This is a genomic window from Paenibacillus sp. BR1-192, from assembly GCF_029542445.1.
In the GTDB taxonomy this organism is placed as follows: Bacteria; Bacillota; Bacilli; order Paenibacillales; family Paenibacillaceae; genus Paenibacillus_AQ; species Paenibacillus_AQ lautus_A.
In genome coordinates, this window is sequence record NZ_CP120718.1 from 2,005,532 (window position 1) to 2,029,843 (window position 24,312).

21 protein-coding genes and 1 pseudogene are annotated in these 24,312 nt (G+C 51.8%); 20 read left to right on the forward strand and 2 right to left on the reverse strand.

All coding sequences use genetic code 11. The features are described from left to right. Nucleotides 1-5: 5 nt before the first annotated feature. From P0X86_RS08600 to P0X86_RS08685, 19 genes and pseudogenes are all read left to right on the forward strand, one after another. On the forward strand, nucleotides 6-1,151 hold the full coding sequence (locus P0X86_RS08600; RefSeq protein ID WP_096772945.1) for a cysteine desulfurase family protein: 1,146 nt from the start codon (nucleotides 6-8) through the stop codon (nucleotides 1,149-1,151). A 138-nt stretch (nucleotides 1,152-1,289) separates the two neighbouring features. Next, nucleotides 1,290-1,811, forward strand: a complete 522-nt coding sequence (locus tag P0X86_RS08605; protein WP_009592754.1) for a PRC-barrel domain-containing protein — start codon at nucleotides 1,290-1,292, stop codon at nucleotides 1,809-1,811. Nucleotides 1,812-1,822: 11 nt separating this feature from the next. Then, nucleotides 1,823-2,032 (forward strand): hypothetical protein, encoded by a 210-nt coding sequence (locus P0X86_RS08610; protein ID WP_015734058.1) that lies wholly within the window; start codon nucleotides 1,823-1,825, stop codon nucleotides 2,030-2,032. 159 nt (nucleotides 2,033-2,191) lie between these two features. Beyond that, a complete protein-coding gene (locus P0X86_RS08615; protein WP_009592785.1) occupies nucleotides 2,192-3,259 on the forward strand; it encodes an AI-2E family transporter in 1,068 nt (355 codons plus the stop codon). A gap of 421 nt (nucleotides 3,260-3,680) precedes the next feature. Continuing rightward, nucleotides 3,681-6,308 (forward strand): alanine--tRNA ligase, encoded by a 2,628-nt coding sequence (alaS, locus tag P0X86_RS08620; RefSeq protein ID WP_277748313.1) that lies wholly within the window; start codon nucleotides 3,681-3,683, stop codon nucleotides 6,306-6,308. A 218-nt stretch (nucleotides 6,309-6,526) separates the two neighbouring features. Continuing rightward, complete coding sequence (locus P0X86_RS08625) at nucleotides 6,527-6,787, forward strand: IreB family regulatory phosphoprotein (RefSeq protein WP_006208869.1); 261 nt, start codon at nucleotides 6,527-6,529, stop codon at nucleotides 6,785-6,787. Between the two features lie 12 nt (nucleotides 6,788-6,799). Further along, entirely contained in the window at nucleotides 6,800-7,213 is a 414-nt protein-coding gene (gene ruvX, locus P0X86_RS08630; RefSeq protein ID WP_015734060.1) for a Holliday junction resolvase RuvX, read from the forward strand. Nucleotides 7,214-7,230: 17 nt separating this feature from the next. Then, a complete protein-coding gene (locus P0X86_RS08635; protein WP_015734061.1) occupies nucleotides 7,231-7,533 on the forward strand; it encodes a DUF1292 domain-containing protein in 303 nt (100 codons plus the stop codon). Further along, entirely contained in the window at nucleotides 7,533-7,844 is a 312-nt protein-coding gene (locus P0X86_RS08640) for a DUF1292 domain-containing protein (protein ID WP_277749016.1), read from the forward strand. Before P0X86_RS08635 ends, P0X86_RS08640 begins: the two co-directional genes overlap by 1 nt. Before the next feature lie 93 nt (nucleotides 7,845-7,937). Then, a complete protein-coding gene (gene mltG / locus P0X86_RS08645; protein WP_277749017.1) occupies nucleotides 7,938-8,981 on the forward strand; it encodes an endolytic transglycosylase MltG in 1,044 nt (347 codons plus the stop codon). A 102-nt stretch (nucleotides 8,982-9,083) separates the two neighbouring features. Continuing rightward, nucleotides 9,084-10,016, forward strand: coding sequence for a peptidase U32 family protein (locus P0X86_RS08650; protein WP_277748314.1), 933 nt, complete (start codon nucleotides 9,084-9,086; stop codon nucleotides 10,014-10,016). A gap of 12 nt (nucleotides 10,017-10,028) precedes the next feature. Further along, nucleotides 10,029-11,371: pseudogene (locus P0X86_RS08655) on the forward strand (peptidase U32 family protein). A gap of 369 nt (nucleotides 11,372-11,740) precedes the next feature. Beyond that, nucleotides 11,741-13,762: a methyl-accepting chemotaxis protein gene (locus tag P0X86_RS08660; RefSeq protein WP_277748315.1), complete on the forward strand. Its 2,022-nt coding sequence runs from the start codon at nucleotides 11,741-11,743 to the stop codon at nucleotides 13,760-13,762. A 122-nt stretch (nucleotides 13,763-13,884) separates the two neighbouring features. Beyond that, nucleotides 13,885-15,393: a spore germination protein gene (locus tag P0X86_RS08665; RefSeq protein ID WP_192569298.1), complete on the forward strand. Its 1,509-nt coding sequence runs from the start codon at nucleotides 13,885-13,887 to the stop codon at nucleotides 15,391-15,393. A 6-nt stretch (nucleotides 15,394-15,399) separates the two neighbouring features. Further along, nucleotides 15,400-16,506, forward strand: coding sequence for a GerAB/ArcD/ProY family transporter (locus tag P0X86_RS08670; protein ID WP_277748316.1), 1,107 nt, complete (start codon nucleotides 15,400-15,402; stop codon nucleotides 16,504-16,506). A gap of 25 nt (nucleotides 16,507-16,531) precedes the next feature. Beyond that, on the forward strand, nucleotides 16,532-16,807 hold the full coding sequence (locus tag P0X86_RS33285) for a Ger(x)C family spore germination protein (protein ID WP_481858294.1): 276 nt from the start codon (nucleotides 16,532-16,534) through the stop codon (nucleotides 16,805-16,807). Further along, the gene (locus tag P0X86_RS08675; RefSeq protein ID WP_277748317.1) at nucleotides 16,759-17,649 is read left to right on the forward strand and encodes a Ger(x)C family spore germination protein; all 891 of its coding nucleotides are present in this window, start codon (nucleotides 16,759-16,761) and stop codon (nucleotides 17,647-17,649) included. Before P0X86_RS33285 ends, P0X86_RS08675 begins: the two co-directional genes overlap by 49 nt. Nucleotides 17,650-17,666: 17 nt before the next feature. Next, a complete protein-coding gene (locus P0X86_RS08680) occupies nucleotides 17,667-17,852 on the forward strand; it encodes a hypothetical protein (protein WP_192569295.1) in 186 nt (61 codons plus the stop codon). Nucleotides 17,853-17,908: 56 nt separating this feature from the next. After that, nucleotides 17,909-19,699, forward strand: coding sequence for a peptidoglycan D,D-transpeptidase FtsI family protein (locus tag P0X86_RS08685; RefSeq protein WP_213577316.1), 1,791 nt, complete (start codon nucleotides 17,909-17,911; stop codon nucleotides 19,697-19,699). On the opposite strand, the gene P0X86_RS08690 is transcribed toward P0X86_RS08685, so the two are convergent. Continuing rightward, nucleotides 19,648-20,811, reverse strand: a complete 1,164-nt coding sequence (locus tag P0X86_RS08690) for an AI-2E family transporter (protein WP_015734070.1) — start codon at nucleotides 20,809-20,811, stop codon at nucleotides 19,648-19,650. The genes P0X86_RS08685 and P0X86_RS08690 overlap by 52 nt on opposite strands. 143 nt (nucleotides 20,812-20,954) lie before the next feature. Between P0X86_RS08690 and P0X86_RS08695 the strand changes: the two genes are divergently transcribed. Then, nucleotides 20,955-22,337 carry a polysaccharide deacetylase family protein gene (locus tag P0X86_RS08695; protein ID WP_277748318.1) on the forward strand — a complete coding sequence of 461 codons (1,383 nt, stop codon included), beginning with the start codon at nucleotides 20,955-20,957 and terminating at the stop codon, nucleotides 22,335-22,337. A gap of 130 nt (nucleotides 22,338-22,467) precedes the next feature. Here the strand turns inward: P0X86_RS08695 and ilvD are convergent, their stop codons facing one another. Further along, nucleotides 22,468-24,156 (reverse strand): dihydroxy-acid dehydratase, encoded by a 1,689-nt coding sequence (ilvD, locus tag P0X86_RS08700; RefSeq protein ID WP_015734072.1) that lies wholly within the window; start codon nucleotides 24,154-24,156, stop codon nucleotides 22,468-22,470. Nucleotides 24,157-24,312: the final 156 nt, after the last annotated feature.

A 24,312-nucleotide genomic window follows, 5' to 3' on the forward strand; every position in this document is an offset into this window, starting at 1 on the left:
CGGAGATGAAATCAGTATACTTGGATCATGCCGCATCAACCCCGGTTCATCCGGAGGTCGCGGAGCGGATGATGAATGTCATGACGAGCCAATACGGCAATGCTTCGAGCGTCCATGCTTTTGGACGGGAAGCGAAGAAGATCGTGAACGGGGCGCGTGATCGAATAGCGTCTTTGTTGGGATGCCATTCGGACGAGCTGGTGTTTACCGCAGGCGGGACCGAGAGCGATAACCTGGCTGTTCTGGGACTGCTGGAGTCCTTGGGCGTGGAAGGCAGACATGTGATTACGTCAGCGGTGGAGCACCATGCGGTGCTCCACACTTGCCATGAGCTGGAACGGCGGGGCTGCCAGGTTACCTATGTCCCGGTGGACCCTACAGGGCGTGTTTCTGTAGAGGACATTGCGGGCGCGATTCAGGACAACACGGCGCTGGTGACCATCATGTACGGCAACAATGAAGTAGGCACCGTTCAGCCGATCGCCGAAATCGGCGAGTTATGCCGGAGCCGCGGAATCGTATTCCATACCGATGCCGTTCAGGCATTGGGCTCGGAGGCGATCAACTGCCGCGAGCTGCCGGTGGATATGTGGAGCTTTTCCGCCCACAAAATCAACGGGCCGCAGGGCGTAGGCGCTTTGGTCGTCCGCAGGGGACTCAGCGTATCTCCCCGTCTGTTCGGAGGGCTGCAGGAGAAGAAGCGCCGGGCCGGGACAGAGAATATGGCCGGAATCGCCGGTTTTGCGGCGGCAGTGGAATGGACCGTGCAGAATATGGAGACGCGAATCCAGCATTATCGCGAACTGAGATCGACCCTCCTTGACGGGCTTCGTCAGGAGATTGGCGAGAATTCTTTTGTGATCAATGGAAACCCGGAACATCACCTACCTCACATCCTGAATATCAGCTTTCCCGGTGCCAATACGGAGACGATGCTGATGAACCTCGATATGGAAGGAATTGCGGCGGCAAGCGGCTCGGCTTGTACGTCGGGATCCCTGGAAATATCCCATGTACTCCGAGCAATGAAACTTTCTGACCCTGTTTTGCGCTCCGCGATTCGTTTTAGTTTCGGTTTGGGTAATACTACTCAAGAAATGGAGTACACTGCCCAAAAAATTGGAACCATCCTTAATCGGTTACGTAAATAGATGTTAAGGGATTTCTCCTTCTACGGAATAGGGGGTATGCGTTCGTCCATTTCATCCTTGGAAATTGCCCGTCGGTCAGCGTTTTTTGGGAACCGCGGTTGATTTCAAACCATGAAGGATGAGGAGGTGTCCACGGTTATGAAACTTCAAGAAATGATCGGACTGGCTGTATTCGACGTGGAGAACGGTAAGGAAATCGGCAAAATCCACGATTTTATACTAGATGAGAACTGGTTGATTACCGGATTAGAGCTTGAAGGCAAGGCTTTGTTTTCCTCTCATGTGAAAAGCGTCTCATGGGAAGATATCGTAGCCTACGGGGAAGATGCCGTCATGATCCGGAGCCAAGAGGCTGTCCGCAAATTGGGCGCCAACGATATACCGCTTACGTACCTTTTGGGCAAGCGCAAATTGAAAGAGATGCAGGTCCTGACAGAGGATGGTGTTCTGCTCGGTCGTATATCGGATGTTTATTTTGAGCAGGAACAGGGCAATACAATACTAGGGTTGGAAATATCCGATGGATTTGTCTCGGATTTGATCGAAGGTCGCAAATGGCTGCCTTGCACAGCGGAAATGGCTATCGGCGAGAGTGCCGTCATGGTACCCCCGATGAGCGAACAGCGTCTGGAAAAAGCCATTAATTCTGTGAACGGATAGGGTGAGGTAGGATGAAATGTCCAAACTGTAGTTCCAAAGATATCGGAAAAATCGGCTCCCACCAGTTTTATTGCTGGGGTTGCTTTATCGAATTGACGGTTAACGGAGAGAAAATGTCCGTATACCAGGTAGAAGAGGACGGCACGCTCAGCTCGCTGGATGATTTGTTCTTCGGCGATGACATGCAGCCGGATTTTCCTCAGATGCACGCGTCTTCCTGAAGAACGCGTACATAGCGTAAGATCAACGACTCCTTGCTTAAGGCCCGTGCGGCTGAGTAGCAGGAGTCTTTTTCATTTTGGCCGGCGGAAATGTTAGTTTATTTCTGGAAGCTTGTACATATACTACAGGGTAGCTTTCGAAAAAAGGAGGGTGCCTGTGTGGAACAGCTGACCGAGAACAAATGGTTTCGGTTGTTGGTTTGGTTGATGCTTGGACTCATCTCCCTTTATTTTGTCTGGCTGCTGCGCCCGCTGTTTCTGGATGTCTATCGCTTTCTTAAGGCCGTCCTGGCGCCATTTTTGGTTGCCATGATCATATCGTATGTGTTGAATCCGATTGTATGCACGCTCTCTGACCGCAAAGTTCCGCGGAGCATTGCGGTGCTGCTCATTTATGCCGTCTTCCTGACTTCGCTGGCCGTCATTCTGATCAATATGATTCCGATGCTGATCCGGCAGCTGGAGGAGCTCAACGAGCACTTGCCTGAATTATCGATGAACGCCCAAAGCCTGATGACCAATCTGGACAGCAGGCTGCTGCCCCCGGGAGTAAGGACAGGCGTCAACAGCTGGTTCCTGCAGATGGAGTCGAGGCTGGCCGGTGGAATTTCGGATTTCATGGACAATATCGGCAACACCATCAACATCCTGTTTAATGTGTTAATTGTTCCGTTCCTGATCTTCTACATATTAAAAGATTTTGAGGTGTTCCAGCGAACCGCCGTATCCTATCTGCCGCGGAGCCGCCGGAAGTCGATCGTCACGCTGCTGAAAGAGATCGACACGGCCCTCGGGAATTATGTCCGCGGACAATTTCTGGTATGCTTGATCATCGGCGTTCTCGCTTACGTGGGGTACATGATCGTGGGCATGCCGTACGCGCTGCTGCTGGCCAGCATCGTGGCGGTGTTTAACATCATCCCGTATCTAGGCCCCTTTCTCGGGGCAGCTCCTGCGCTTGTGATGGCATCCACGATTTCCTGGAGGATGGTGCTGCTGGTGGCGGTGGTCAATATGGTCTGCCAGACGCTGGAGAGCAATGTCATCTCGCCGCAAGTGGTCGGCAAGAAGCTGCATATGCATCCGCTTCTGATCATATTTGCGCTCCTTGTCGGCGGACAGGTGGCAGGAACCGTGGGTCTGATTCTGGCCGTACCGGTCTTTGCCGTCATCAAAGTGCTGCTGCAGCATGTTTTCGCTTATTATGTCAGGAAGAAATCCGGTTGACCCCTTCGGCCGATAACCAGGCATGTTCATGCATTGACAGATGGATTCCCCCTATATATACTTGAAATGATAAACCTATAACCGTTAAAATCGATGACAAAATCGAGTAGGCTTTGTGCACCTTGCCCAGAGAACAGGTTCCTGCCCGGAGAATTTCCGGCTGGCTGCGAGAACCTGGAAGCGTCCCTAGCCGAATGCTAATTTTCGAGTGTGATTCAAATTCACCGGGCGGCTCCCGTTATCAAGCTGTTACGAGGCGATCGTCGTATTCGTTATCCAAGGAAGACATGCTGGAGGATGAATGGACGATAACCAGGGTGGTACCGCGAGAACATTCGTCCCTGAATTATATTCAGGGGCGTTTTTTGTGTTCGGATACAGATGATTGTATCCCTATATTATGACTGAAGGAAGTGTAGAGATGAAAGCTAGTGAGATCCGTTCCAAATGGCTAGAGTTTTTTGCAGAGAAAGGCCACAATATTGAGCCGAGTGCATCGCTTGTACCGCATAATGACCCGTCCCTGCTCTGGATTAATGCAGGCATGGCTCCGCTCAAGCCTTACTTCGACGGGCGCGTGAAGCCGGAAAATCCGAGAATTGCCAACTCGCAGAAATGCATTCGTACCAACGATATCGAGAATGTCGGCAAGACCCGCCGGCACCATACATTCTTCGAAATGCTGGGCAACTTCTCCATCGGCGACTATTTTAAAGAAGAAGTGATCACCTGGGCCTGGGAATTCCTGACGGACAAAAAGTGGATCGGCTTCGATCCGGAGAAGCTGTCCGTAACCGTGTATCCGGAGGACGAGGAGGCTTATAAACTGTGGAACGAGAAAATCGGTCTCCCGAAGGAGCGCATCATCAAGCTGCAGGATAACTTCTGGGATATCGGCGAAGGACCATGCGGACCTTGCACCGAGATTTTCTATGACCGCGGCGAAGGATACGACACGGAGGCACCCGAATCCGAAATGTTCCCCGGCGGCGAGAACGAACGCTGGCTTGAAGTATGGAACCTCGTGTTCTCCCAGTTCAACCACAACAAGGACGGCAGCTATACACCGCTTCCGAACAAGAACATCGATACGGGCGCAGGTCTGGAGCGCTTTGCTTCCATTCTGCAAAACGTGGCTTCCAATTTCGATACCGACCTGTTCCAGCCGATCATTCAGAAGACGGCAGAACTTGCCGGCGTAAAATACAACGAGAAGACGGAATACGATATCGCTTTGAAAGTCATTGCAGACCACATCCGTACGGTTGCATTCGCGGTAGGCGATGGCGTACTGCCTTCCAACGAAGGCCGCGGCTATGTCATCCGTCGTTTGCTCCGCCGCGCGGTTCGTTACGGAAAGGTGCTCGGACTGGACAAACCGTTCATGTATACTTTGACCGGAACCGTAGGCGATATTATGGGAGTATACTACCCAGAGGTCGTTGAGAAGCGCGCCTTTATCGAGAAGGTCATTGCGACGGAAGAAGAACAGTTCCATAAAACGCTCTCGGACGGCTTGAACATCCTGGCTGACGTCAGCGCCGAAGCGAAGAAGCAGGGCAAATCCGTCATCAGCGGCAGCGACGCGTTCAAATTGTACGATACGTACGGCTTCCCGTTTGATTTAACGGAGGATTATGCGTCCGAACACGGTTTGACCGTGGACCGCGAGGGCTTTGATGCCGCGATGAAGGAACAGCGTGACCGTGCGCGCGCAGCCCGTCATGAAACGGAAAGCATGAAGGTCCAAGGCGGCGTTCTTTCCGATTATACGGTTAAAAGTGAATTTGTTGGATATAATGACACCGTCAGCGAGGCGAAAGTGCTCGCCATTGTGTCCGGTGACAGCTTTGCGGACAGCGTCAGTGAAGGCGAGACCTGTCAGGTCATTTTGGACGTTACCCCGTTCTATGCGGAAAGCGGCGGCCAGGTCAGCGATCAGGGGATGTTGGAAGGCGGATCCGTGCGTGCCCGAGTGGAAGGCCTCTTCAAGGCTCCGCATGGACAGCATGTGCATTTCGTAACCGTCGAGCTCGGCGAGCTCAAAGTGGGCGATACGGTCAAGGCGCAGGTCGACTCGGCCATGCGCAATGACATCGTCAAGAACCATACAGCGACTCACCTTTTGCATAAAGCATTGAAGGAAGTGCTTGGCGATCATGTCAATCAGGCGGGTTCCCATGTCGAACCGCAGCGTCTGCGCTTCGACTTCTCCCACTTCGGCAGCATTACGCAGGAGGAACTGGCCGATATTGAGCGCCGCGTGAATGAACAGGTATGGAAGAGCGTTCCGGTCGTTATCGAGCGCAAGGCCATTGATGAAGCGAAGGCGATGGGCGCCATGGCCTTGTTCGGCGAGAAATACGGCGATATCGTCCGTGTCGTTCAGGTCGGGGATTACAGCATCGAGCTGTGCGGCGGATGCCATGTGGACAACACGTCCCAGATCGGAATCTTCAAGCTGCTTGGCGAGAGCGGCATCGGCTCCGGCGTTCGCCGCATTGAAGCCGTAACGGGACGTTACGCTTATGAGCACCTGGAGGGCCAAATGGACCTGCTCAAGCAGGCTGCCGGCTTGCTGAAGAGCAATCTTGCGGACGTGCCGAAGCGGATCGAAGGCCTGAACCAACAGGTGAAGGATCTTGCCCGGGAGAACGAGTCCCTGCAAGGGAAGCTGGGAGCCATTGAAGCCAGCCAGCTGACCGACAAAGTGAAGCAGGTCGGCAACATGTCGCTGCTGGCAGCCGAAGTACAGGCCGGCAGCATGGACGGACTCCGCGGCATCGCTGACGAATTGAAGGGCAAGCTGCCCGAGACCATTCTTGTGCTCGGCTCCAAAGCAGGCGACAAGGTGAATTTCGTCGTAGCGGTTCCGCAGGAGCTGGTGAAGCAGGGCTATCATGCCGGCAAGCTGGTTAAGGAAGTCGCATCGGTATGCGGCGGGGGCGGCGGAGGCCGTCCGGATATGGCCCAAGCCGGGGGCAAGGATGCTTCCAAGCTTGCCCAGGCGCTGCAGCATGCGGAGGACCTCGTAGCCCGGGGCGTGTAAACATGATTTGTCCAGATTGTGTACGGCAGGCGACCGTAAGCGGGAAGCGGCATTTGCTGTACACAATCCCGAATTTTTTGGAACACTCTCTAAATATTTCGCTTTGGATTTCCGTAGAGACTTAGGATTATGTTATGATATAACTAGATCAAGCTGGTAAATATTTATTCGACGAAGCATGGTAAACATGTTCTTTGAAGAAGCGAGGTGTGTCACACATGGACTCCATGGATAAGACAGTCAAGTTCAATGTAAAAGGTGATGAAAAGGAGGCTTCCGCCCAGGACATTCTACTTTCGGTATACGATTCGCTGGTAGAGAAGGAGTACAATCCGATTAACCAAATCGTAGGGTATCTTTTGTCCGGGGATCCCGCTTATATACCTCGGCACAATAATGCCAGAAGTTTGATCCGGAAAAAAGAGCGAGATGAATTGATTGAAGAACTGGTCCGGTTCTACTTAGCCAGTCACCGTTAGGAGCACACAGGGATGAAGAAGATCATGGGATTAGATTACGGGGACCGCAGAATCGGTGTTGCCATCAGCGACGCGTTCGGATGGACGGCCCAAGGGGTTGAAGTTATCGAACGCCGCCGCGACGAAGGCGAGCTGGACAGAATTGCCGCACTCGTCAAAGACAACGAGGTCGGCGAGATTGTGGTCGGCCTGCCTAAGAATATGAACGGCACGATTGGTCCGCGGGGCGAAATCTGCATGGAATTCGCAAACACGTTGCGAGAGTCCCTATCCTTACCCGTTCACCTTTGGGATGAACGGCTATCAACAGTATCCGCTGAAAGGACATTGCTTGAAGCCGATGTCAGCCGAAAGAAGCGAAAACAGGTTGTAGATAAAATGGCGGCAAGCTTGATTTTGCAAAACTACTTGGATTCTAAAAGGTAAAGGTGAGGGTGATTACAATGGCTAATGAGCATATTGGTATGGAAGAAGAACCGGAAATTATTTATATTCCCGACGATGAAGGCAACGAGGAAGAGTTCGAAGTCATCATGAAATTCGAAGTGGATGGCTCGGATGCCAAATATATGATGGTCGTACCAAGGGAGTCTGCAGAAGAAGAGACCGACGAGGTTTACGCCTTCCGTTATGAGGAAGACGGAGAAGACCTGAAATTGTTTATGATCGAAGACGATGAAGAATGGGCCATTGTTGAAGAAACCTTCAATACGCTCGTGGAAGAGCTGGACGGGAGAGACGAATGATGTCTGATTTTTCGGTTGAGAATATCGTATGGACCCAAGCCCTTAAGGAAGCATTCGGTGAGAGTGTTGAGCTTGAGGACGATAAAGGCCATCTCGAGGTTTATGATATTGCCGCCGAATTTGAAGTGGATGGTCAAGGATATGCCATTCTGGTTCAGCCGGACCGCACCGATGAGGAGTACGAGGTTCTCCGGATCGTGAAGAATGCGGATGGCGGATTGGAGCTGGCCACCATTGATAACGACGAGGAATGGGAGAATGTGTCCGAGCTCTACGATGAGCTGACGTTTCCCGAGGGAGACGAGGACTAAGCTCCCTCCTGCAGGGCACATGCTTAATTTTCAAATGAAAGTTCAGGAAGGGGCGGAGCTGTCCGCCCCTTTTGGTGTGAAGGGATGAGTAGATTGAAGAAACTGGCAATAGCAGCATTGGTTCTGATCCTCATTGCAGGCGGGGCCGTATTCTACGTATGGAATGGTTTGCAACCCGTTCAGAGCTCGGAAACTCCCGTCGAATTCACCGTGGAGTCCGGCATGAGCACATCCTCTATCGCCGATCTGCTTGAGGAAAAGGGACTGATCAAAAATGCTCTCATACTTAAAGGTTATCTGAAGCTTAGCGGCGAAGGCAGCCGTCTCATGGCGGGCACCTATGAAGCAACGCCGGGCACTCCCTTCCAGGAGCTGTTATCCAAGATGAACAACGGCGAAGTGAAGCCTGAGGAAATGGTCCGTTTCACGATCCCCGAAGGATATACGATCCTTCAGATGGCGGAAACCATCGCTCGCGAGAGCGGCATCGACGAGAAGGAGTTCCTGGAGGTTGTGGATCAGCCATCCGGCTGGAATGTGCCCATAGCGGAAGAGATTCCCGCAGAAGCAAATCTGAGGCATCATCTGGAGGGCTACTTATTCCCAGCGACCTATGAACTGCCGGAGAAGGATCTAACGGCAAAAGGGATCGCAGAGACCATGCTGAAGGAAACCGAGAAGCGTTTGGCTGAAATTCCGGATTGGGAGAGCCAGCTGGAGGCGCGAGGCGTGACGTTCCATGAGCTCATGACCATCGCTTCGCTGGTGGAGCGGGAAGTGGTTGCGGACCAGGAGCGCGCCCTGGTAGCCGGCGTGATTTATAACCGGCTGGACGAGGATATGAGGCTTGAAATCGATGCGACCGTTCAATATCTGTTAGATAAGCCGAAGGAGCGGCTGCTTTACGCCGACCTGGAGGTCGAGAGCCCGTATAACACTTATCGTCAAAAGGGACTTCCGCCGGGGCCTATCTCGAGCCCGAGCCTGGAATCCATTCAGGCAGCCCTGAACCCGGAGAAATCCGATTATTTGTTCTATGTGACGAAGAAGGACGGTACGCAGGAGCATCTCTTTGCCAAAACGTACAAAGAGCATTTAAAAAACATCGAGGCCAGCAAAAAGATGGCACAACAATAATATGACGTGTTCAGCAAGTCCGATTGCGGCAGGCAGGCGACGCCTCAACCCTACGGCCTGAAAGAGGCTTGTTGAACAACCTCTAAAAGGGAGGAAATCATCATGAGTATCAAACCTGAATTATTGGCGGCAGCCGGCTCCGTGGCCGATGCTGCTGCTTACTTGGAAGCCGGAGCCGATGCGCTACTTGTCGGCGAAGACCGCTTCGGCATGAGATTGCCCGGCAGTTTGACCCTGGACGAAATTGCGCAAGTCGTGCAGCTTGCTCACGGGCAAGAAAGCAAAGTGTACGTAAGCTTGAACAACTTAATGACCAATGATTTGCTGCCGGAGCTTCCCGCTTATGTTAAAGCGATCGGAGACATCGGAGTGGATGCGGTGGAATTCAACGATCCCTCGGTGCTAACCACCGTAAAAGACTTGGCTCCGCAGGTAAAGCTCCACTGGAATGCGGAAATGACCGCCACCAACTATTCAACGGCCAATTACTGGGGAAGCAAAGGCGCCTCCCGGGTTATTCTGGCGCGTGAATTGAATATGGACGAAGTCACGGACATGAAGCCGCAGCTTCAGCTGGAAGCGCAGGTCCAGGTCCACGGCATGACCAACATCTATCACTCCAAGCGGCGCCTGGTGAACAGTTACATGCAGCAGCAGGGCAGACCGGTCAATGACGGCAGCCTGGGCAAAGAGCGAGGCCTGTTTCTCATCGAGGCCGAACGCCAGGACGAGAAATATCCGATCTATGAGGATATCAATGGCACCCATATCATGAGTTCGGAGGATATCTGCATTCTGGAGGATCTGCATCTGCTGATGGCAGCAGGCGTGGACAGCTTTAAGGTGGAGACCCTGCTGAAGCCGCGCCATTACAATGAGGTTGTAATTCGAACGTATCGTAACGCGATCGATCTCTATGCCGCAGACGCTTCAGCTTATGCATTTCAGGAAGAGTGGATGGACGGAATCCGCGCGATTCAGGATCCGGAACGCGAATTGTCGTTTGGATTTTTCTACAAGGAACAAGTTTATTAAGGAGTGGACAGCATGGAAGCAATGGCACAGCCAAAATACAAAGGCAAACGCTATCGCCTGGACAAGCCGGAATTGCTCGCCCCGGCCGGTAATTTGGAAAAACTGAAATTTGCGGTGCATTATGGCGCCGATGCGGTATATATCGGAGGACAGAAATACGGCCTTCGTTCGAATGCGGACAACTTCAGCTTCGAAGAAATGAAAGAAGGCGTGGAATTCGCCAAGAAATACGGCGCGAAGGTGTTTGTGGCCACCAACATTTATGCGCATAACGAGGACATCGAAGGCATCGAATCCTACCTGCGAAGCCTGGAAGAAGCAGGCATTGCAGCGATCATCGCTGCCGATCCGGCGATTATCGAGGTTGCCAAGCGCGCTGCGCCTAAACTTGAAGTACATCTGAGCACGCAGCAGTCCACGCTCAATTGGCAGGCCGTGAAATTCTGGAAGGACGAAGGATTGCCGCGGGTCGTACTGGGACGGGAGGCAAGCCTGGAGGAAATCGCAGCGATTAAAGAGCATGTTGACATTGAGATCGAAGCCTTTATCCATGGGGCAATGTGCTCCTCGTTCTCCGGTCGCTGCGTATTGTCCAACCATTTTACGGACCGTGATTCCAACCGGGGGGATGCTGCCAATCCTGCCGTTGGAAATATGATTTGTTCGAGGATGGACGAGAAGAGCAGGGACATTGGGTGTCGGAAGAGCAGCAGCTGATGGAACAGCCTGCCCCTGCTCCATCCCCGTTCAAACCGGGCGTTACCCAGATCCCGCTGTTCCAGCCGGAAGATAATCAGTTTACGATGGGGTCGAAGGATCTCTGCATGTTGGAGCATATTCCGGATCTGATTGAGGTCGGAATCGACAGCTTCAAGATTGAGGGACGGATGAAATCGATCCATTACGTTGCGACCGTGGTCAATGTGTATAGACAGGCGATTGATTCTTACATGGCCGACCCTGACCATTATGTATTGAAGCCGGAATGGATCGAGGAGATTAATAAAGCGGCCAACCGACCGCTGAATACTGGATTTTTCTATGATACGCCGGACCATGAGGATCATATTTATGAACCGGAAGAGAAGGCGGTGCCTTATGATTTCGCCGGATTGGTGATGGAATATGACGAACACTCGGGAACGGCCGTCATCCAGCAGCGGAACCACTTTAAGCCGGGGGATCAAATCGAATTTTTCGGGCCGGAAGGGACCTTCTTTAAGCAGACGGTTGGGCCTATCCAGGATGAGGATGGAAGCGAACTGGATGCAGCTCGCCATCCCCTTCAGCTCATTCGCATGAAGGTGGATCAGCCGGTGCGTCATTTTGATATGATGCGAAAACGCAAAGGATAATAAAACATAGTTCTTAAGAACTACACAATTGAGAATCCGGGTCTGTGGATGGACCTTGGATTCTTTTTGTTTACAAAAAAATTAGGATTTAAGAATTATTTTTTTGCGAAAACCCAAAGGAAAACACCCCCAATTGTCGAAATAAAGAGTAACGAATACGTTTCAGGGGATTGGACCGACGTATTAATAATATGATTGTGGTAGGTGAACAGCTAATGTCAGAAGTTGAGCAGCATGATAAGAAACCGAAAAAGGACAAGAAGCCCGGGGGAAACAAAGAGAAAAAAGAAAACGCCTTCGGCATCATCAGGGATACATACTGCCAAGTCGTTCGTTTCCAACATGGGAACGGCCATAAGCCGGATGCCGATGAACCCGGCAAAATCCGTCGGAATCCGGTTGTTCCTGATCTTTTTGTCAGCCATTGTATTTTTTGTGATCGTCCTGGGGTATCTGTCTTACAACAAGGCAAAGGACACGATTGAGAAGAATGCTGCAAACGGCAATCAGCAGACGATTATCCAAACCTCCGAGAAAATCGACATCATTCTGGATAAGTACGAGAATGCCGGCAGACAAATCTTCTATGACATTGAATTGCAGAAATTGTTGTCCGAGTACACGGATAAGAAGTTAAGCGAGTACGATGCGTTTACGGTAGAGCGGACCATCCGCGATAAACTATCCAATCAGATTACGTCGGACTCGGCCATCAGAGCCATTTATTTGATCCCTTCCAAGGGAGAGAAGATCATATCCGCAGGACAATCCTCGGAATCCTCCAAAACCGTCCTTGAGCAAAGCTGGTATGCCGAACTGAAGGAAGGCGACAAGAAGATTATGTGGCTGCCAACGATGCAGAACAGCGGTGCTCCGTATTTCACGATTGCCCGCTCCTTGGGTTCCATGAACGACCTGACGTCTACGTATGTCGTCATGTTTGAACTGAACGCCTCGGTGCTGGATGCCCAGCTGAAGGGAATTAACCTTGGCGAGAACGGTCAACTGCAATTGATCAGTCCGGAAGGCATCGTTGTTTCCTCCAGCGATTCCTCCATCGTGGGTTCGGAAACCGCTTGGACGTTTGCGAAAGAGTTTCCGGCCGACACCAAAACGGATGACGTAAGAACGAAGGATGAGGAAGGAAGAAATGTACTGGCGGTTTACAATACGCTCAGCACGAACGATTGGAAGCTCGTAGGCTCTGTCCAAACCAGCGAGCTCACGAAGGATGCCTCCAGCATACTGGTCATCACGCTGATCGTGGCTGCGATCGACGTTATTTTTGCCATTCTGATCGGTATTTGGATGGTAAGAATGATTGCCCGTCCGATAGGCAAGCTGAACCTGCTGATGAAGGAAGGCGCTAAAGGGAATTTGAATGTTCGTACAGACCATAAGAGCCAGGACGAAATCGGTCAGCTCTCGGCCAGCTTCAACGATATGATGGAGCAGATTACCGGACTCGTGCAGCAAACGAGCAATACCGCCCAGGAAGTGCTTCGAACGGCTGCAGAATTAAGCGATGCCTCGAAGAAGACTGCGATTTCGGCCAAAGAAATTGCCGTGGCTACCGAGGAAATTGCGAACGGAGCCAGCAGTCTGGCAGTTGAAGCAGAGCGCGGCAGCGATCTGACCAACAACATCTCGAAGCAGATGCAAATCGTTGTTACGGCTAACGAAGAGATGGGCAAATCGGCCCGTCACGTAGAAAGCTCCAGTGAGCTGGGAACGAAGCATTTGAGCGACTTGCTGGATAAGACCCATCAGACCGAGGATATGACCCGCTCGATGATGCATAAGGTTGATGGCTTGAAGGAAACGACATCTTCGGTTGCCAAAGTGCTTGATGTGCTTCAGAACATCACTAAGCAAACGAACATCCTCTCCTTGAATGCAACGATCGAAGCGGCCCGTGCCGGAGCAGCCGGTAAAGGCTTCATGGTCGTGGCCGATGAAATCCGCCAGTTGGCAGACCAATCCAGGCAATCCATCGATATGGTCAGCCAAATTACGGACCGCATCATGGCCGAGATTAACGAAACCGTGCAGGTACTGCTCGATGCGAACCCGCTCTTCAAAGGTCAGATGGATGCCGTTAAGGAAACGAACGATATCTTCGTATCCGTTCAACAGCAGATGGTAGAATTTATCGATCGCTTGGATTCCGTCACGCATTCGATTGATGAGTTGAATGAATCTCAAAATGTGCTTTCGGAAGCGATGAGCAATGTGAGCGCGGTAGCCGAAGAATCCTCCGCAACTTCGGAAGAGGTGGCTTCTCTCTCCACAGAGCAGCAAAGCGTCAGCAGTCAGCTGGTCAATCTGTCAACACAGCTTGAGAATGTATCGAATGAGCTGAAAGAGACCTTGTCTCGTTTTAGATTATAGAAAGTTGTTTCATAGGCTGTTCCATCCGTTAAGCGGTAGGAGCAGCCTTTTTTCTGTTACGGATAAAAATGGATTTCAGAGGGTATCATAACGGAGAATATGGTTGAAGGAGTCGAGGTCACATGAAGACGAAGCAGCCTGGCCAAACGCCTGAATTCCTGTCAACGCACCTAAAGGAAAACCTGGAAACATTAAGTCTGTTGCTCAATGACCCCAGCGACCTCACCACCAAAGTGCTTCAGGTTGGGGGTGTTTCATATACCTCGGCCATTGTCAGCTTGGAAGGATTATCCGATCAGTTGTTGATTAAGGAGCAGATTATCCAGCCGATTCAGCATAACCCGGAGCAATACGCGTCATCCATGAAGGATGTGCGGCATGTTCTCCATGAAATCGAGAATCGGATGATATCCCTGCAGATCACCAACCGAACGAGACGCTGGGATGAAGTCATTCCGGTCATTCTTTCGGGCGATACGATTCTTATGCTGGAGGGTACGGATGAGGTCCTGCTGATCAAAACCCGCAAATGGCCGGGACGGAGCATTGAGGAACCTCAAACCGAAGCGCTGGTGCGCGGCCCGAGAGTAGGATTTACGGAAAGCATCTACACTAACATCTCCCTGCTGCGAAGACATATTCGCGAGCCCAATCTGACGATCGACCCCCATATCATCGGCAGGCGATCGAACCAGTCGCTTGCGGTCGTCTATATAAAAGGATTGACGAATCCGGAGCTGATCGAAGAAGTCAACCGCCGGCTGAAGTCGCTGGATCTCGACTATGCCCCTGAATCCGGGACGGTGGAGCAATGGATCGAGGACAGCTTTTTATCGCCGTTTCCCCAGATCCTCAATACCGAGCGACCGGATAAAGTCACTTCCGCCCTGCTGCAGGGAAAAGTAGCGATTTTGCTGGACGGTACCCCTTTTGTGCTTCTGCTTCCGTTTACTTTCATTTCCCTGTTACATTCCCCGGAGGATTATTACGAACGATGGAGCATTGGTTCGCTGATACGTTTGCTGCGTCTTGTGGCCATCGGAATTACCTTGTTTCTTCCCGCGCTGTATATTGCCATCCTGTCTTTCCATCCCGGCATGATCCCGTTTAAGCTCGTATTCTCGATTGCTGCTTCACGGGAAGGGGTGCCCTTTCCTGCAGTGATCGAAGCCTTACTGATGGAAGTTACACTGGAATTGCTGCGCGAAGCGGGAATTCGCCTGCCGAAACCGATAGGTCAAACGATCGGTATTGTCGGAGGACTTGTGATCGGGGAGGCTGCGGTTCAGGCGGGGATCGTGAGCCCGATTATGGTCATCATCGTGGCACTGACAGCAATATCCTCCTTTGCCATTCCGTCTTACAGCGCAGGCATTTCTTTTCGAATGCTGCGCTTTGCGATCATGATTGCTGCAAGCTTTTTGGGACTGTATGGGATCGTGCTGACCTTTATCATGATCTGTATCCACTTGATGAGGCTGCATAGTTTCGGAATCCCGTATCTGAGTCCCATTGCCCCCTCTGTTCAGCACGATTGGAAGGATATGTTTATCCGCGTGCCGGTGACTTGGCTTACGCTCAGACCTTTATTTATGAAGCCCCAGGATATCCATCGGGCAAAAAAGCGGTGATTCGTATTGAACCTTAACCAACGAAGCAGTCAAACAATCGGCAGAAAAGAGATTGTCTACTCTGTCAGCAATATGATGATTGGACTCGGAATCCTCACGCTCCCTCATACGATTGCGAAGAAGACCCAGTTCTCGGATGGCTGGATGCCGATCATTCTGGGCGGCATGATCGCATTTGTATTTGCTTGGGCCATCGGCGTATTGGCTTCGAGGTTTCCCGGTAAAAACTATCATGCAATGGCCTCGATGATTTTGAGCCGAAAAGCAGCCCATGTGTTGACGCTGTTAATGAGTCTCTACTTTTTGTTATTTGTCAGTTATCAAGTGCGCGGCGTTTCTACGATAACGAGGCTGTATTTATTCGATAACACGCCGGAGGAAATCATCGGGCTGGTTTACTTGCTGGTATTAATCTATGCCGTTGCCGGTCCAAGCATCGCTTTGGTGCGCTTGAACCTGATTTTCTTTCCCATCGTTGTCACGATTTTGCTGCTGATCGTCCTCTTGAATCTTGGAAGCTTAAACATGCACTTTCTGCTGCCTGTGTTTAAAACCGATTGGAGAAGAATCGTTGCCTCTTCGAAGGATACGGTATTCTCCTACCTCGGACTGGAGATCATGCTGTTCTACAACATCTATGTCGCTAGGAAAAGCAAGCTTCCAGGCTCTCTCTTACGCGGGCTGCTGATACCGATCTGCATATACTTTGTTGTTTTTGTGTTTGTCATTGGCGTTTTTGGACCGATGGTGGTTTCCAATACGCTGTATCCGTTAGCCGAATTGGCCAAAGAGGTTGAAGTTCCGGGAGGAATATTCGAACGGTTTGAATTTTTCTTTTTTGTCATCTGGTTGATGACGTTGTTCAGCACGAATGCGATGGCGTTTGACGTGGCTTTATTGGCGCTGGAATCCGTATTCCCTAAACATCGAAGATTTATGATGATCCTTGTTCATGGACCGGTACTGTTCATTCTCGGTTTATTGCCGAGCTCGCTCCGAGAACTCAACGTATTTGCCGAATGGATCAGTTATATGGGGGTCGGATTCGCATGGGTGCTTCCGGCACTGCTGCTCTTGATCGCTAAAGTTCGGGGGGTGAAGGGGGATGGCTAGAAAACTCCGGATGTTCCTGGCGCTTATGCTTTTATGGCCGACAGCCGGCTGCTGGGACCGCATCGAAATCGAGGAGCGCGGATTTGTAGTCGGCACGGCTCTTGACGCGGCAGAGGAAGGAGAAATTAAGCTTACGTTTCAAATTGTCGTGCCTACGCAGATGAAAGGCTCCAGCGGCCAAAAGAGTGAGGGGGGAGCCCTTTTATCAATCTGTCCTCGACCGCGAGCAGTGTATTCAAAGCCGCACGGAAGATGTCGAATGAGATCAGCCGCTCTCCTTACCTGGCCCATAATCAAGTGATCATTATCTCCGAAGCGCTGGCCGGAACGGAGCACATAGGCGATGTACTGGATTTGTTTGTCCGGGATCCGGAGAACCGGCGAGCTTCCAATATTATGGTCGCTGAGGGAGAGGCAAGCAAGATCCTGGAGATCCATTCAAAGATCGAAACCTTGCCCGTGCAGTACATTCGTTCGACGCAAGAAAATAAGGACAAAAGCGAATCCATCACGCCTCCAACGAATATGGGGGAACTGCATCATTTCCTGTTGTCCAAGTCGAGTTATGCGCTGCCCCGGGTATCGATCACGCAAGACGACAGAGTATCCACCAGCGGCGCGGCTGTGTTTAACGGCGAGAACTACAGGTTCATGGGATTCCTGGACAACGATGAAACCACGGGCCGGAACATGATGCAGGGAACGGTAAAAACCGCATCCCTGGAACTGGTCGTTCACGGCAAACAGCTCGTTTATGAAGTCAGGGAATTCAACCGGATCATTCGAGTCCATCTGGACGATCGCGGACTTCCCGAGTTTGACGTTGAAATTTCGGTTAGAGGCAATATTGGGGAAGCTGAGCTGGAAGAGAGCGAAATCGTTCGCGAACTAAACGGGGAGATCAAACGCAAGGCGGAGGAACGGATCAAGGAAATCGCAATGGATGTCATTCAAAAGGCCCAGAACGATTATAAATCGGACTTTTTGGGCTTCTGGAAGAAATGCCAAGAGCAGGAGTACGAAACTTGGAACCGTTACAAGGACGACTGGGACCGAGGTCAAAACATTTTTTCGCAATGCAAGATCCATGTGCACGCAGACGCAAGAGTTCGAACCATTGGAACCATTACCGGGACGGAATAAGGAAGGAAGGCAGGTTGATGGAATTCATGGATCTTCGCTACGATATTTTGTTAAATCCGCTTGTCGTGATTGGTATACTGCTGCTCATCATCGTACCGTTGACCTTATTCCAAACGAACCGGTATCTGCACAAATACGGGGATCCGCCCTGGAAGCAGCGGGAGAAACCGGATGATGGTGCAGAGAGAAGCGAACATGATTGAGTCAGGTTCCATATGGAAATAATGAGGAAACAAAGACTCAATTGGAGGACGGAACCATGAGGCTAATCCGCAATAAACGAATTACATACGGATGGCTGATTTTGACGGTACTGATTGCTATTTTGACGATGCGCCTTGCCTGGGTGCAGCTCGTGATGAAGCATCAACGGGTCCCAGGAAGCCGGCATACAATGGTTGAGGCATCGCTTATCCAGCGGGAAAGGGGCATCGTGCTGGATTCGGGCCGCGGACATTTTACGGATCGCAACGGAAAACCGCTCACAGGCAATTTGATCTGGACAGCCGTATTGTTTCCGGCCGGCGAGAAGGAGCTGAGGAGCGCCCATCATCAGGTTGCCAAGCTGGCCCGCATCCTGGGAACGGACACGAATCAGTTGCTGCAAATCTGGGGCAAGCTAAAGGAGCCGCAGCTGTGGCATGGAGCGGATTCCCGCATTCCGCGTTCCTTGTCCAAGGAGCAGATCGAGCAGATTCGCGAGCTTGAGCTCCCCAAACTCAAGGTTCTTCCTTATGAGCAGCGGTACGGTAATCGACAATCGGGCATGCAGTGGCTTGGTTTTGTATCCGGCCAGCGTAAGGAAAGCCTGTTCTTTCAGGATTATCCGGAGATTTCGGGAACCAGCGGCCTGGAGAAGACGATGGATTCGCTGATCCGGGGTGAAGGACCTACGGTCGTCTATTTTCCGGTAAACAGCACGAATGAAGTGATTCAGGATATGAAGCCGATGGTGAAGGCGCCGGACAATCGGTACTATCCGTTACGGGTATCCACAACGATCGATATCGACATTCAGCGGGGGATCGAGGCCATCACGGAAAAAGCGGGCATGAAAGAAGGGGCGGTTGTCGTGCTGGATGCACGCAATGCCGATATCGTGGCGATGGTATCCAGACCGTTTTACAATCCGGAGCAGATACATCCGAAAGACGGTCAGTGGGAGAATCGCGGATTGAAAGCGGCCACGCCAGGCTCCGTGTTCAAGCTTGTCACGGCAGCGGCCATTTTGGAGAATGGTCTCAGCTCGCCAAACGAACATTTTCATTGCGATGGGGAATACGGCAAGTTCGGATTGTCCTGCTGGAAAAAGGGCGGGCATGGAACGATTGATCTGCGCGAGGGCTTTGCGGAATCCTGCAACGTCGTATTTGCCACGCTTGCGGAAAGATTAACCCCACAGCAAATAATCTCAGCGGCATCCGCGCTGGGCTTTGGTCAAAGCGTAGGCTGGCAATCACAGCAGTTTTTAGGGCTTCGCTCATTTGCACCGTTGGATCATGAAGAGAAGGGGACGGTCTTTTCCGGCTCCGCGGATGCCTCCGATGCAGGCGTAAGAGTGCAGACAGGCATAGGCCAAAGAGACGCTGCCGTATCTCCGCTCCAAGCCGCTAATGCGATGGTGACGCTGCTTCATGGCGGGGTGAAGACCAAGCCGCGTATTGTGAAGCAGATTCGGTACGCGAACGGCCAGTTGCTTCAGGATACGAATCCGCTGTACGAACGCCCGGCAGGAAACGGTATTTCCCGGGAAACCTCTTCGATCCTGCTCGAATGGATGGAGGATGTCGTTCAAGAGGGAACAGGAAGCGCTTTGAATCATCGCAAATGGACCCTTGCAGGCAAATCGGGAACCGCTCAGGTCAAAGTAAAGGGCCGCGCCCGAAACAACCAGTGGTTTGTCGGGTACGGCCCGGTGGAGAAGCCACGTTATGCGGTGGCAGTATTGGTGGAGAATCGGAGCACGAACAGCAGCAATCAGGCAACCGAAATATTCGGTCAGGTCTCCGATTTCTTGGCCTCGGTTGAAGCGGGCTCCGGCTCCGCGTAAGAGCGGGACATATCCCAAGGGGACACATCGAATTCTTCGCTCGGCAGATGGATCCACTGCTTCAGATATCCCTGCGCAAGCAATTCCTTGATGAGAATCAGCAGGATGGGAGCCAGAATCAAACCGGCAACCCCAAATATCGACAGGGAGATCATCATAAAGGACAGCATCAGAAAGGCGGAGGATACGCCGATCGAGTTACCCGTAATTTTAGGCTCAAGCAGCTGTCTGGAAATGACCACAACGGCAAGCAGAACGATCAAGCCGATTGCAAGCCCGGTGTTGCCTACAATGAACAAATAGGTGATCCACGGAATAAGAATAACGGGAACCCCGAGCAGCGGCAATACATCGAATACGGCGCAGATAAGCGCGACGGACAGGGAATTGCCCGTACCTAATATCAAGAGTCCTATGTATACAATGACAAAGGTGATGCTGACCAGCTTCATCTGGGCTTTAATATAAGAGCCGATTGCCTTGAATACATTGTCCTTCAGGAAAACGAAAGCCGTCTTAAGCGTCTTCGGCGTCTTGTCCTTGGCGATTCTCCGCCAGCTGCCGATTTCCGTGCTCAGGAAGAAAGCGAGGATAATCGCAACCCCGAAATTCGCGATGAACGAGGAGAACGACCCCATGAATCCAACGATGTAACGGAAGAACGACTCGGCAGCGCCCTGGGCAAAGGTGGTAATGTCTTGGAAGTAACCGTTCAGGCGGTCCGTCAGATCCGGCGGCAGCGCGTCGAGCTTCGTCTGCAGGAACATCAGGGTTTCCGAGAAATGCTTCTGGATCGTTTGGGTGTAAGCCGGCAAATTGTCCTGCAGGTTCATGAATTGCGATACGATGAGCGCTCCGGCTCCAAACAGGATGCCAAGGATGACGAGCAGGAAGAGCAGAACGGATATCGCCGCGGCGAAGGGCTTCGGAAGCCCCCTGCGGTGCAGGAATTTGGAGAAAGGCTCAATAATCAGGAAAACGAGGAAAGATAAAAACACCGGAGCCGCAATCTGGTAAAGCTTGCTGAATATGAGCATGATCAAGTAAACCGTAAGCACGATTAAACCTATATCGAAGGCGGTTCTCCAATATTTTTTATACAAGGGAAGCATAGTGGGATATCGGCTCCTTTATACTTTATTGATAGATATCATTGTACACGATTTGCGAAAAAAAAGCCTATTTCTTTAAGTGCTATGATAAAATAATAATAGTGTCTTTCATTAGAAAAAGAAATAAAAAGCGGGGAGTTAGCATGCAAACGTTACTGCTATGGTTGTTTTACCTTTCATCTTTTTATGCATTCATTCCCGGCATCCTGACCCGGATATTCGGTTTTCGAGTATTTCGCAGGGGAACAGGCTTGGAAGACTTCGCCTTAACCTTTGATGATGGTCCTGATCCGTTCTATACGCCAAGACTGCTGGATCTATTGAAGCGGTATAATATGAAAGCGACTTTTTTTCTGGTCGGTTCCCATGCCGAGAAGCATCCGGAGGTCGTCAAACGCATTCATAGCGAGGGTCATCTGATCGGGATTCACAACTATGTTCACAAGAGCAATTGGTTAATGCGACCCGTGACCGTCCGCAAGCAAGTCAAGCGCACGGACGATATCATCTACGCCATAACCGGCGAGCGCTCGAGATATTACAGACCGCCTTGGGGAATCGTGAATCTATTCGATTTTGCCAAGAATACCGGCTGCCGCATCATCTTATGGTCCTCGATGTTTAATGATTGGCGAAGCAAGATCGGCGCTGACAAGCTGACTCAGCGTATGCTGGCCAAGCTGAACGGCGGCGAGGTTATGCTCCTCCATGACTGCGGTACGACGATGGGAGCGAACCCCGATGCGCCGGAGCAAATGCTGATTGCCTTGGAACGCGTACTGAAAGCCGCAGAGCAGAAAGGAATGAGAAGCATCCGAATCGACGACATGATGGCTAAGGAAAGCAAAGCGAAAGCCAAGAAGCTGCCTCCTCTCAAGCGGTTGATCGTCTCATTGTGGCTCTTGTGGGAAAAAGCATTTCATGCGGTGTTCGCGCTCGAAACGGTAAATCCGGAGGATCCGATGCTGCATTTCCGAAAGCGTGCCTTCACCGGCAAAACGGTCGTGATGGAAGACGGCAGCCGGCTTGAGAAGGGAGACCAGGTGCTCGAGCTCCACTTTGACAACAAAAAATTGTTCGAGATCGGCAGCCGCTCCCGCTCGGAAGTGCAGCTTGCCATCAAAATGATTCGTGCCGTGCAGAAGGATTTGCCTTCTCTGGCGAACATGGTGCTGGACCGGCCCGAGTTTAAGGATATCAAAGGTTTGTATGCCGTAACCATGATTTCGCGGGGCCCCGAGCAATTCGGATTCCATGTGATGGATTTGCCTCGGGGGCTGTTCGCAAGCTCGTCCAGACTGTATCTGAAACTGCTGCTCAGCGTCATTCACCCGAAAGGGCAGGCCCGCCTGAAGGAGGGCACCCAGATGATGGAGCCGAAAATGCTCATCATGCCGGTGGATGTTCTGATCGGACGTTATGCGGAGAAGAAAACGCAGGTTTTGCCTCCATCGGAGGAACAGCAGGAAGTTCAACAGGAGCATGCGGGTGATCTGGCGGTTGCCAGTGTCTCGCAAGGCATGTAGTTCATCGAATCGATGGTTTCCGCTATTATGCATGGATTATCTCTTAGATGGTTTTGGTTATAAACAAGGGGTTATCCCCGCAGGCTGCTGCAAATGCCTGCGCGGGATAACCCCTTTGCTTTATTAAGGATTAGATTTTCAATACGCCGCCAGAGCTGGCGTTGGTCACAAGCTTCGAGTAGCGCGCAAGGTAACCGGTTTTCACTTTCGGTTCGAACTCAACCCATTTGCTGCGGCGTACAGCCATTTCCTCTTCGGAAACGTCCAGCAATTGAATCGTCCGTTTATTCAGGTCCAGCTCGATGATATCCCCGTCTTCAACGAAAGCGATAGGTCCGCCTTCAGCCGCTTCCGGCGAGATGTGTCCGATGCTGATGCCGCGGGAAGCGCCGGAGAAGCGTCCGTCCGTGATCAGACCGACTTTGGCTCCAAGCCCCATGCCGGCAATCTGCGAGGTCGGCGCCAGCATTTCCGGCATGCCCGGTCCGCCCTTCGGCCCTTCATATCGAATGACAACCACATGGCCTTCCTTGACCTTGCCGTTGGCAATGCCGCTTAGCGCCTCGTCCTGGGAGTCAAAGCAGATGGCAGGTCCTTTATGGTATCCGCCAACCGACGGATCGACCGCACCGACTTTGATGATGGAGCCTTCAGGAGCCAGATTGCCGTACAGTACCGCGAGTCCGCCGCGCTCGGAATACGGGGAATCGATCGGATGGATGACGTTCTCATCCTGGATTTCGCAGCCCTCTACGTTCTCGGCCAGCGTTTTGCCGGTTACGGTAATGCAATCCCCGTGCAGTGCGCCGGGCTTCTTCAGAAGCTCGTGCAGAACCGCGCTTACTCCGCCTGCCAAATGCACATCCTCGATGAAGTAATCCGAAGCCGGAGCCAGCTTGGAGATGTGAGGAACGCGGTCAGCGACTTCGTTGATCCGCTCCAGCGGGTAATCAAGGCCGGCTTCTTGGGCAAGCGCCAATGTATGAAGCACCGTGTTGGTGGAGCCGCCCATCGCCATATCGAGCGCAAACGCATTGTCGATAGCTTCCAGGGTTACGATGTCACGCGGCTTCAGGTCCATTTTGACAAGTTCCATCAATTGTTTGGCCGATTGTTTAACAAACTCTCTGCGCTCTTCGGCGATGGCAAGAATGGTGCCGTTGCCCGGCAGAGCCAGACCCAGCGCTTCGGCGAGGCAGTTCATGGAGTTGGCGGTGAACATGCCGGAACAGGATCCGCAGGTTGGACATCCGTATTGTTCCAATTCCAGGAGCTCATCGTCATTGATTTTGCCGACCTGGTGAGCGCCGACGCCTTCGAATACGGAAGTCAGGGACAATTTGCGGCCTTTGCTGTCCACGCCGGCCTTCATCGGTCCGCCGCTGACAAACACCGTCGGGATGTTAACGCGCAGGGCGCCCATCAGCATGCCGGGCGTAATTTTGTCGCAGTTCGGGATACACACCATGCCGTCGAACCAGTGGGCGGATACAACGGTTTCCAGGGAATCCGCAATGATCTCGCGGCTTGGCAGCGAGTAGCGCATGCCGATATGTCCCATGGCAATTCCGTCATCCACGCCGATGGTGTTGAACTCGAACGGAACGCCGCCGGCTTCACGGATCGCATCCTTCACGATCTTGCCGAATTCCTGAAGATGCACGTGACCCGGAACGATATCGATGTAAGAGTTGCACACGGCGATGAAGGGTTTGCCGAAATCCTCTTCCTTAACGCCTGCTGCACGCAGCAAGCTGCGGTGCGGCGCGCGGTCAAAGCCTTTCTTGATCATGTCTGAACGCATTTTTTTGGTTGTCATGATGTCGATTTCCCCCCAGATCTATTTTAAAATTGTTACGCTTTAGCGCGGTCTTCCGGCAAAGCAGCCGGGTACCTGTAAACAGCGAATAGGTTTTAAATGAGTCTATCACAAAAAGGTAGGTTTTTCTACATGATATTAATAGGAAGCGATGGA